General features: G+C 56.2%; 6 protein-coding genes. 3 read left to right on the forward strand and 3 right to left on the reverse strand.

The features are described from left to right. Positions 1-333 precede the first annotated feature (333 nt). The gene (locus tag T18_RS18705) at positions 334-4713 is read left to right on the forward strand and encodes a CheR family methyltransferase (RefSeq protein WP_233284955.1); all 4380 of its coding nucleotides are present in this window, start codon (positions 334-336) and stop codon (positions 4711-4713) included. A gap of 33 nt (positions 4714-4746) precedes the next feature. Here the strand turns inward: T18_RS18705 and T18_RS18710 are convergent, their stop codons facing one another. From T18_RS18710 to T18_RS18720, 3 genes are all read right to left on the reverse strand, one after another. Beyond that, a complete protein-coding gene (locus tag T18_RS18710) occupies positions 4747-5706 on the reverse strand; it encodes a glycosyltransferase family A protein (RefSeq protein WP_038493589.1) in 960 nt (319 codons plus the stop codon). Continuing rightward, positions 5703-7214, reverse strand: a complete 1512-nt coding sequence (locus T18_RS18715) for an oligosaccharide flippase family protein (protein WP_038493587.1) — start codon at positions 7212-7214, stop codon at positions 5703-5705. The genes T18_RS18710 and T18_RS18715 overlap by 4 nt, the downstream gene beginning before the upstream one ends. 222 nt (positions 7215-7436) lie before the next feature. After that, the gene (locus tag T18_RS18720; RefSeq protein ID WP_038493584.1) at positions 7437-8669 is read right to left on the reverse strand and encodes a polysaccharide pyruvyl transferase family protein; all 1233 of its coding nucleotides are present in this window, start codon (positions 8667-8669) and stop codon (positions 7437-7439) included. Positions 8670-8939: 270 nt separating this feature from the next. On the opposite strand from T18_RS18720, the gene T18_RS18725 reads away from it, so the two are divergent. After that, on the forward strand, positions 8940-10139 hold the full coding sequence (locus T18_RS18725; RefSeq protein WP_038493581.1) for a glycosyltransferase family 4 protein: 1200 nt from the start codon (positions 8940-8942) through the stop codon (positions 10137-10139). Between the two features lie 64 nt (positions 10140-10203). Continuing rightward, the gene (locus T18_RS18730; RefSeq protein WP_233284954.1) at positions 10204-11463 is read left to right on the forward strand and encodes a DUF4038 domain-containing protein; all 1260 of its coding nucleotides are present in this window, start codon (positions 10204-10206) and stop codon (positions 11461-11463) included. Positions 11464-11579 lie beyond the last annotated feature (116 nt).

Raw genomic sequence — 11579 nt, forward strand, 5'->3', positions numbered from 1 at the left:
TATAATTCTTTCAGGCCATCATCATGTTTTGCGCGACACCACTAACTATAATGGATGAATTATAATCGCGGCCGGATTGATTTATCATCCTCCATTCGTGCGTTTGTTCGCGATGTCAGCAACTTATACGTGTTAATCGCATTTTGAAATTGCACCTCACGACAATCGGACGCGCTGCGCCCCGCATGTGACGGGGCATGGTGACTATGTATCCCTGACGAATGATCTCAAGGCCTTGATGGCTGCTTTCAAGACTTGCTGACCCACAACGCCTGACGCTTCGCAAGGGTCGATCTCTATTTGGAATGCGCGTCAATTTTAACGAGAGTGAATATGGCGGAACGCGGCGAGGATAGTAACAAGGTTCCTTCTACTTTCGAGGTAGACACCGGTCCGATGTCCGGATCACAGGAAGCACGTCCTGTTAGGATGTTCCCGATTGTCGGCGTCGGTGCTTCATCGGGTGGACTGAATGCGTTCAGAGCCCTGCTCAAAGCGTTGCCTGAAAAAACCGGCTGTGCGTTTCTTCTCGTTCAGCATCTTGACCGGTCGCATGAAAGCATGCTCGCAGAACTTCTGGCGAGCGAAACGACTATGGTCGTAACGGAGGCTGTCAACCTTGCCTTGATAGAGCCCGAGCACGTCTATGTCATTCCACCAAAATTCCTGATGTCGGTTGACGGAGGAAGGATATATCTGTCGCCCCGGCGGGAACTGCATGAGGCACCTCTGCCGTTTGATTTTCTCCTGGGTTCTATGGCCAAGGAATTCGGGCCGTGGGCGATAGCAGCTGTCCTGTCCGGCACGGGGTCAGATGGCTCATCCGGCGTCCAGCAGATCAGGGATTTCAAGGGACTTGTTCTGGTCCAGGAGCCTCAAGAGGCACAGTTTGGCGGCATGCCCGAAAGTGTTATTTCGCTGGGCATTGGCGCTACGGTTTTACCGGTCGAAGAGATGCCTGCGGCCATCGCCACACATATTGCGCTGTTGTCGCGGCTTCGAGCCGATCACTCGATGGAGCGCCGAATGCCCCAACTGGACCGGATCATCGAGATATTGTGGGTTTCCACAGCGAATGATTTTTCGGCTTATAAACATGGAACGATGCAGCGCCGGGTCGAAAAACGCATGGCGGTTCTCGGTATCGAGATTGAGAAGATAGACCGGTATCTTGAGATTCTCGAAAGCAGCGAAGACGAGCGGCAAAATCTCGTCAGAGATCTCCTGATCAACGTCACCAGCTTCTTCCGCGACGGGAAGGTGTTCGACTTTCTACGAGATACCATTATTCCGGATATTCTCCACGCAAAAGCGGCTCACGGAGCAGTGCGGGTCTGGGTCGCTGGATGCAGCACGGGGGAAGAAGCATATTCTCTGGCTATTCTCTTCCTCGAGCTCATTCAGTCCATGGGCCTTCGTCTCCAGTTTCAGATGTTTGCCTCGGACGCTGATAGCGAGGCGGTGGCAATTGCCAGAGATGGACATTATTCACATGAGGCGACCAAGTCGCTGCCGACGGACTTTCTGGAAAAATATTTCGTAAGGGATGACAACGGATATACCGTGACGGCGCAACTGCGTGGGGCGGTGGTATTCACCGTGCAGAATGTCCTCAGCGACCCACCGTTCTCACGGATCGATCTAATTTCATGCCGCAACTTGTTGATTTACCTCGAAGCGGAAGCCCAAGCCAAGGTCTTGTCGCTTTTCAGGTTCGCCCTGCGGGAGAACGGCATTTTACTGGTCGGAAAATCCGAAACCGTTTGCGGAATGGATGACCGTTTCAAGCTGATTTCGGAATCCGAAAGGGTATATCGGCGTATCGGGCCGCCGGTTTTCGGTGATCTTAATTTCGGTGCGGTTGCGGGCGGAAATGTCAGAATTCCCTCTTCGCTAGGAAAGGTGACTTCAGCGTCGAGGCACAGTGTGCTCGCCGAGGCGGTTTCCCAGGTTCTGCTGGGTAGCTACGTGCCCGCCGCAATCCTCGTCAATCGGAAGTATGAGTATCTCTACTCCATCGGCCCGACAGCAAGGTTCCTGCGGATCGCTTCAGGCCCGGCATCGCATGACCTGTTCGCCATCACACCGACGGCGCTCCATAATAAGATCAGGTCTGCGATCCACCACGCGAGCCGGGATCAAAAGCCGTTCGTAGCCAAGAATGCAAAACTCGACAGCAACGGCGCACACATCGAGTTCAACATTCATGTCGAGCCGCTCTTCAGTCAGGGTGAAGAGCTGTTCCTCATATGTTTTGTGGAGGATGCTGCGCAGGCCAACGGTGTTGTCCGATCGCAGAAATCATCAACGACAGATGCGTCGCCCATTACCGAGCTTGAATTCGAACTGGAGGAGACACGGGCGGAATTGCAGGGCGCCATACGCAATCTGGAAATTGCCAGCGAAGAACAGAAGCAGATCACCGCCGAAGCGCTGTCTCTGAATGAGGAGTATCAGTCGACGAATGAGGAACTCTTTACTTCGAAAGAGGAACTGCAATCCCTTAATGAAGAGCTGACAGCCCTCAACAATCAATTGCAACAAGCGTTGGAGCGTCAGCGGGCAGTTTCCAACGATCTGCAAAATGTCCTGTACAGCACGGATGTCCCAACGCTTTTTCTGGATTCCAGCCTTCGTATACGGTTCTTCACACCCGCCACCCGTTCAGTATTCAACATCATATCCTCCGATGTCGATCGACCCCTGTCGGACCTCAGCGGCTTTGACGGCGACATTACGCTTCAAGTCGATGCAACGGCGACGCTGCTCCAAGGCAACACAATCGACCGAGAGATAGGAGGACCCGATGGCCGCTGGTATGTCCGCCGCGTCAAACCCTATCGCGGCGCGAGCGAGGCAATTGACGGAGTGGTCATCACCTTCATCGATGTAAGTGCCCAGAAACAGGTTGCCGAAAGCAGGGAAGCTGCCAAGAAATTCGCCGAGCGGGCGACCGAGGCCAAGTCGCAATTCCTGTCTGCGGCAAGCCACGATCTTCGTCAGCCGCTGCAAACCTTGAAGCTGTTGCACGGGCTTTTGGAAAGGAACGTGGCTGAAGGGCAAGCACGCACTTTCGTCCAGAGGATGGGGGAGACGCTGTCCTCGATGCTGGGTATACTCAACTCTGTTCTTGACATCAACCAGATCGAAGCGGGGATGGTGGAACCGCAGATCGTGAGCTTTGCGATTGGCGATCTTCTGGGAAGGCTCTTCAAGGAATTTTATTATCCCGCTCGGGCGGCGGGGCTGCAACTCCGTGTCGTACCGTCCAGCCTTGCCGTTCGCACCGATCCCCGCCTGTTCGAGCAGATCGTTCGCAACCTTTTATCCAATGCACTGAAATACACGCCGAGCGGCAAAATTCTGGTCGGTTGTCGCCGGGTCGATGCAAAGGTTCGGTTCGAAGTGTGGGACACCGGTATAGGCATTCCCGAAAACCATATCGAGGAAGTCTTCCAGGAATACCATCAACTCGACGCATCTGCTGGCGCGGAAGACCGGGGTTTGGGGCTGGGATTGTCAATCGTCAAGCGGCTGAGCGAACTTCTGGGACTGAAGATAGCGGTGCGGTCGCGATTGCATGAAGGTTCTGCATTCATGATCGAGATCGATCGGGCGCCGGCAGGGGAGCCGCTTGCGCCATTGCGTGCGCCAGTCGATGACAATTCGCGTCAAGCGATCGCCCTGTCGTCCGCGTCGATTTTGATCATCGAAGACGAAAATGGGATGCGCGATCTGCTCAAGATCGGTCTCGAGCAGACTGGATACGTGGTCGCTGCGACCTCAACTGCTGCCGAAGCGATCGCGATTGTTCGAGGGCTGAAGTTCATGCCCGACGTTGTTCTCGCAGACTACAATCTTCCTACAGGCGGGAATGGCATAGCTGCGATTGAAGATATTCGGCAAGCACTCCGCCAAAATGTTCCGGCACTCATTCTCACTGGCGATATTTCAAGCAAGGCGCTGAGGGATTTTGCTCAGCACGAAATTCCTTATCTGCACAAGCCGGCGAAACTCAAGGACGTCATGCAGATGGTGGAGACACTGGTCGTTCGCCAAAACGGCGAGAGAGCAGGTCACATAAGCGAACCTGAATATATGGAGCCGATGACGGGCAGGCTCATCGAAGTCATCGACGACCAGCAGGACATAAGGGACAATTTGCGCGCTCTGTTCGAAGGAGAAGGCTGGGCGGTCGCAACCTATGTTTCGGCAGAAGAGTATCTTGCAAACTACAAGCCCGACAGATCAGGTTGTCTGCTTGTCGATGCGTATCTCCCCGGCATGGTCGGCATGGAGTTGTTACGTTTGCTGAAAGAAAGGCATCATCGGTTTCCGGTGATTGTGATCACGGGTCGCAGCGATGTCCGTATGGCAATCAATTCGATGCGATATGGAGCGGCCGATTTCATCGAGAAGCCTTTTTCTTACCAGGAAATATATCGGAGCGTGCAGTCGGCCCTCGAGCGATCGCGTGATGCGAACGAGCGCGAAGAGCGGCGTGAAACAGCTCGAGCCACGCTGGCGACGCTTACTCGCAAGCAACGTCAGATCCTTGATAGAATTGTTCAGGGGCAGGCCAACAAGGTCATTGCAGCCGATTTGAAGCTTAGTCAGCGCACTGTCGAGAATCATCGCGCCTCAATCATGCGCCGAACGAAATCCACTTCGTTGCCGGCGCTCTTGCGGCTTGTACTGAATGCAGAAGAATAGGCCTTCATCATCGAAAATTTGGCCGGTCGATCACTATCGGCGGGCGATCGCTGCGCGAATTCGATGCAACGCATCAGGTCGGCGCACAAGATAACTTACCGGCGGCAGAAACGCTGAAGCGGGTCTCAGGCGGAAAGCCTGTGCGAGAAGGGCACCTGCGCCGGGCCGGCGCCGGACCAGATTGGAAAGCGCACACCAATAGGCGCGGTCGCTCAGGCTCGCGCGACCGCGCCGGAGCAGGGTTTGGGCATCGGCAAGCAAAGCCCCTTCATTGCCAAAGAAGCTTTCGAGCGCGGCTTCGATTTCGGTATTCCAGGCAAGGACGTTATCAAGGATAGCCGACTGGTTGGCACCGTGGATACGGGTGAAATTCTGCACGGCGTCAAGTTCGACGATATCGCCCAGAACTGCTAGCCGCATCCACATCTCGACATCGTCAGTATGGCTCAGTGCTGGCCGATAGTGACCGGCATGTTGTTGAATGTGTGTTCTGGTGACAGCGAGTGGGCCTGGCACCGGGCTGCGTCCCGTCGCGCAAATTTTGGCGATGAAGTCCATGCCCCGATGAAGCTGCATGCCATTGGCGTCGCTGCGAAGGCCCGATTCTATTTCGGCGTCGTCACGGAAGAAGGCGGTGCGCCCGAACGCCATGTGCGCGCCGGGGTGATTGTCGAGCGCCTCCATCGCGCGCGCGAGTGCTCCACGCGACAGGACATCGTCGGCGCAGATGATGGCGAAATAGTCCGCCCGGGCCCAATCAATGCCTTCGTTGAAAGACGCGTGACCGCCAAGATTCTTTGGCCGCAGGCACGTTTCGATACGGGGATTTGTTGTTGCGAGAGACCGGGCGATCGCGACACTGTCGTCTGTGGAGGCGTTGTCGATGATGAGGATACGCATGTCCGGGATGTTCTGGCCAAGGACGCTTGCTACGCATCCCTCCAGAAAGCGACCGTAATTGTAGTTGGGGATGACGATATCGATGCTGCTCATGGTTCCACCGCTGCGGGAACGACGGTGTCGGGAATGGAAGCCGGTGCAGGAGGTTTTCCGATCCTGCGCGGACGCCCGGCAAAAGCATCGAGCGTCGAACGTATTTCGCTGACGAGTGGGTGACGCAGAAGAAAGAGGCAAGCGGCCCAGCCTGTCACCGAAAGGAGGACGGCGCCGCCAGCCTGGGCGAAGGAGTAATCGAAGCGGAATCCCATCCAGGCGGATATGGCGAGCGGCCCCGCAATCGCGGCAAGGGTCACAGCGGAACTCGGCCCGATGGCAGCGAACAGTTCGGGTAGTTTAAAGTGCGCATGGCGTCTTACCAGATAGAAGGCGACGAGCATCTGGAAGGGCAGCGTGACGAACTGGCTCAACGCTACCGCAGTGAGACCGAAGAAGCTGGCAGAGCAAAGCACAATTGCCGAGACGCTGCGGCAGACGAAATTGCCCAGGAAAGCCTCCCGGTTGGCGTTGAGAGCGATCAGCAGCGGCGTTGTCAAAACCATGGGAAACCAGAAGATCGACGCAAGCGCGAGAATCCGGGTGATCGGTACGGCGGCAAGCCACTGGTCTCCAAGTGCAAGGCGCACGATGGGGTCGGCGAGAATGGCGACCATGATAAGCGACGGCCAATACAGCACAGTGATGTAACTGAGGGCACGCAGGTAGGATCTGCGGACATCTCCACCCTCGCGAACCTCGGCGGCGAGCGCCGGGAAGGCGAAGGAAAAGATCGCCGAGAGGAAAATGCGATCGGGAATGGAGCAAACGGTATTGGCGCGATTGTAGATCGCGACCGCTGTCGGTGTCATGGCAAAGCCGAGCACCAGTTGCGGCAGGGACTCGTATAATTTGTCGACGATGGTTGCAGCGCCCCTGTAACGGCCGAATTCGGCCATACGGCGCCACGACTTTAGAGAAAGGCGTGCGGTACGCTGGGCCGGATCGGCATAGGCGGCAAGGGCGCTGGCAACGCTGTTGCCGACGAGCAGGCCGAGCGCGAAACTGACAAAGCCCCATCCATTGCTGGCAGCGAAGATCGTCACGCCAGCCATAACGACGAGGCCGGTGGTTCGGACGCGTGCGATGGTGCCGAAGGCTAGCCGGCGACGCAGCATGGAAAACGCTGGCATACCCAGGCTTTCGGCCATGACCGCGGCAATCGCCAGGATAAGATAGTGCTGGAGACTGGGCTGGTGGTAGAAAATCGCCAGAAAGGGTCCGCATAGATAGAGAACGATCCCGAGAATGCCGCTGACCAGGAGCAAGAGCGTAAGCGACGTGTTGATGTCATCGCGTTCAACAACATCGAGCTGAATAAGGAAATCGGAAGAAACGAATTCGCGAAAGGCGAAGATCACCGCTGTCACTCCGTAGCCGATAACGGCAAAACCAACTTCCGCAGGCGAGAGCAGTCTCGATACGATCGCGATCAGAGCGAAATTGATCGCAATTCCGAGGTGCTGTTCCAGCATGGCCATGAAAAAGGCGCGGCGGACTTTGTGCATCGAGGGCTCCGACAGCGTCGCCGATAATCGACGGTAGCGTCAAATCTAGAGTGGGGACTTGGACCTTGGAAATCTGACCGTTGGGATGGCAGCCGGATCCGTAGGTGTAGGCCGTTTGGAGAATGTTTGTTGAGGGGCATGCAACAGCGTGCGGTCTACTCCCGTCGAGTATTGAAGAGCCTCGGTATTACGCCGAAAGCATTAGGTTGCAGGACTGCGTGTCTAAGGCGTCACGCTCTGCGGCGTTGCGACGACATCAATTGAGAGAAATTCACGGCCGAGCAGCGCTTCCTGCTCGGACAGCTGGCGCTTGAAGCGATCATTGGCGTGGGCAATCCTCTCCCTCACCGCACCGGCTCCAGCGAGTATCTCCTTGACCAGCTCAATGACTTCCTCGACTTCGAACGTGTCGATATGCCGGGCGAATTTCTCCTGGTCGAAATCGTTCATCAAATCACCGAACTTTCTGGCGTAACCAATTGATATCGTTGGAATTCCAAGTTTTAGAGAGCAGACAACTCCATGATATCTCGACACCACGGCAAGATCGATTGCTGCCATCTGCTGCATGATATCGCGCAGCGTTGCGGCAGAGCTGATGTCGATCCGCGACAGCTTGTCCTCGGATAGCATTTCCGTCAGCAGGAACATCAAATCCGCGCAGGCGACCCTGTCGGTAACGTCCCCCATCAAAAGGGTGATGCGATGGCCTTCACCGATCAACCAGCTCACGAGACGTGAGAGCTTGTGGATGTAGGTCTTGTAAATCCTGGCGGCCTCCGGATCGTTGTGACGCCAGCCGCGATAGTCCATGACGCCGACGCCTATTCTCATTGAGCCGCCGGCGGCGCTCTGCCGGTGGGGCACAGGAACAGGAAGATCAAAGGCGATATCGGGGTAACGGTGGTCGCGCGACACGTCGACACCGATCATTTTCATGTAGTTGAGCGAGAAATCGTCCCGGTAGGATCGATAGGAGGCCATCTGTGCGGCCGAGCGCAGGAACCACCGGCTGAGCCGGCTTTTCATCGGACCGGCACCGATGCTGACGAAAGCGATCCGCGTGTTGCGAAGGCGTGCGACGAGGCACCAGCAAAACACGACAAAGGGCCAGCCGAACCACTTTTCCTGAAAATCATCAAGGATGCCGGTCCCCGGTATGATCATCAGGTCAGCCTTGTCGAAACTAAACAGGGAACTGACCAATAGCATGAGCCGTGAAGGCACCTTGCCGAGTAGCTTGTCCAGTTGCCTCATCCAAACATTTGTCAGGGGAGGCCCCCCAACACCCATCGCACGAACATTGAACTTCGCACTTACGACTGTCGGACTTGCACAGATACACAACAGATCGGCATCGGGCCTCATCCTGCGCAGATAAAGGAGCATGGCTTCCAGCGATCCGTCATTGCCCGAATTGCCAGAGCCAAATTGTCCAAGGAGAGTGATCCTCATTTATTTTCCAATCGCAGCCCGGCGCCGACACGCTCGATATGGTATTGATATCCGCTGGATCAGCACGACCCCACACCGACCTTCGGGTTGCGTCTTACGCCAAACGAATAGTCTGGCCGACGCAAACCTCTCAAAGGAAGATACAGCTAAGCCTAAGATGCAACTGACTGTCATCCCGTGGCTTTTTAGTATGTCGCCTTAGCAGCCACTCGAACCGTCCGCCGTCGATCCGTTGCGGCATGGTTGTGGATGCAGGAGCGAGAGTGTCCCATGAAGCTTGCCTATTTTGTCCTTCCTCATATTGGCGGCACCTATTCCGTCTTCAAACATCTTCGCAAAGGCCTCGCAGCCTATGGCATAGACGTGCGATGGCTCGGCGTGTGCAAGGAAACATACGGACTGCCTCTCGATCTGCAGGGTGAAAAGGCATTCGGGCAACTGCTGCGCATGCCCATCAATCTCAGCGAACGTGAATGTGCATCGCGAATGGCGGCCGCCATCGAAGAAGGCGGGTTTGACGGGGTGATCGTCAATGTTCTTGGCGATCAGTTGCAGACGAATATCGCGCGCTATCTCCCCGAAGGTATCCTGCGTATTCTCGTCGTTCATAATATCTCACCCGGAACATACGCGGCCGCACGCTCGGTCCGGGACTATGCCCATGTCACGATTGGCGTATCGGAGCGGTGCCGCGCCGATCTGGTCGCGCGCAACGGCTTTTCGAAGGATCGCACCTACGCAATCCCGAATGCGGTGGACAGCGATGCGTTCCGGAGCCAGGCGGTTCGGCGCGTCAACCGCGGGCCGGAACTCAAAGCTCTCTTCGTCGGCCGCATTGAAGATGCTTCGAAAGGCGTGATGTGGCTGCGGGAAATACTGGATGCCTCGCCTGAGGCAGTGCGCCTGACGATCGTCGGAGATGGGCCGGATATGGGCAAGCTCAGGCGAAGGCTAGACGGCCATGGCGATCGCGTCAGTTACGCAGGATCCGTGCAGCTTTCAGACATACCGGTCATCATGTCCAGTCACGATGTTCTCATCATGCCGTCCCGCTTCGAGGGGCTTGGCATGACGATGATAGAGGCAATGGCCGGCGGCTGCGTCCCGGTCGTGTCTCATATCCGGGGTGTGACGGACACGATTGTCGAGCCGGGCCGAAACGGCTTCCTGTTCCCGATCGGCAATTATACGGCAGCTGCGAATGCGATCGCGCGCTTGCATGCCGATCGCGACCTTCTCGAGCGGATGTCGATCGCGGGAAAGGAAATGGTCCTGAACCGCTTCAGCATCGAACGGATGGCCGCACGCTATAACGAAGTCATTACTATGACACTGAACGACCGTCCCGGCCTGTCAACAGTGCTCAGGATGGAGGACTGGTCTATTCCCGCCGGTTTGAGGCCGGGCCTTCGAACCTATCTGCCGTTGCCCTTGAAAAATTGGCTTCGCGTCGTTCGTGAACGGCTCTGAAGCGATGTTCGGCGATCAGCGGCGACTTGGACATCTGTGCGGCGTCTTCTTTTTTTGGCTATGCATGTTTTCGACCTGCAACGCACAGGATCCCGTTTTTCCGCTGCAGACGTCGCAGGACGGGCGCTATCTTGAAGACAGCAAGGGTCTGCCGTTCTTGATTGTCGGCGACAGTGCGTGGTCGCTCATTGGCGATACCTCCATTCCCGATGCGGAATTTTATCTGGAAACCCGAAAGCGGCAGGGCTTCAACACCGTGCTTGTATCGTTGATCGAGCATCAGTTCTCCCGCAAGGCGCCGGCGAACTTCTACGACGAGAAACCTTTCGCAGGCGATGCCTTTGAGCAACCGAACCAGACCTATTTCGACAGGGCAGAAGCAGTCATAAAGGCAGCCGCCAGTCGCAATTTGCTGGTGCTTCTCTGTCCGGCCTATAGCGGCGCACGCGGTGGCCCCGAGGGATGGTATCAGGAAATGGTCGCGGCCGGGCCAGAAAAGCTGCGGGCTTATGGACGCTATGTCGGGCAGCGTTTTGCGAAGTACCCCAACATCATCTGGGTGCAGGGCGGAGATTACGATCCGCCAGATCGCAATCTGGTCATGGCTGTTGCAATGGGGATCGCTGAAACTGATCCTTCGGCATTGCAGACCGTGCATGGCAATCCCGATACCGTGACGAGCGATTTTTGGCGGGACGCTTCCTGGCTCGATATCGATTCAGTTTATACTTACAGCAATGTTGCGGTGGCGGTGCTGGATCGTTACCGATCTGGACCAAGACGCCCTTTCTTCCTCATCGAAGGCGCATATGAAGGCGAGAATGATGTGAAGGAGCGTCAGGTTCGTCTTATTGCCTATGGTGCGCTGCTTTCAGGAGCGAGCGGTCAGCTCTTCGGCAACAATCCGGTCTGGCATTTTTCCGCCGCCGGGCTTTATGAAGCGAAGGACAGCTGGCAGGGTTCGCTGAACAGCCGTGGTGCTCAAAGCATTACCCATCTGGCCTCGCTTTTCAGACAATTGGCATGGTGGAAGCTCGTACCCGATCAGGGCAGCTTGCTGAAAAGCGATGCGGGTGCATTCGCGGCGCGCGACAGGGATGGGTCTTTCGCCGTGATCTATCTCGACACTCCTTCCGTTGCGATTGATCTCGACAGTTTGGCGGCAGGCGAGAAAACCCTTCGCTGGTACGATCCCTCGAATGGAATTTACATCGAACCGATTGAGCGTCTTGGCCGCAGCGGCCTTCGCAACGTGACGGTGCCGGCATTGGCGAATGCTTTCGGCTTTCAGGACTGGATTGCCGTTCTCTCCACACAGGAATGATCACTCATAAGATGCCGCTGTCTGCCGAGTCGTTCATTTGTGGTCGCTTGCCGTCAAGGTCCCAAACCTAGCTCTTTCGATGGTCGATCCGGTTCGGGGGTAGGCAGGGTAGACGT

The sequence above is a fragment of the Rhizobium sp. TBD182 genome, assembly GCF_001950375.1.
Taxonomy (GTDB): Bacteria; Pseudomonadota; Alphaproteobacteria; order Rhizobiales; family Rhizobiaceae; genus Agrobacterium; species Agrobacterium tumefaciens.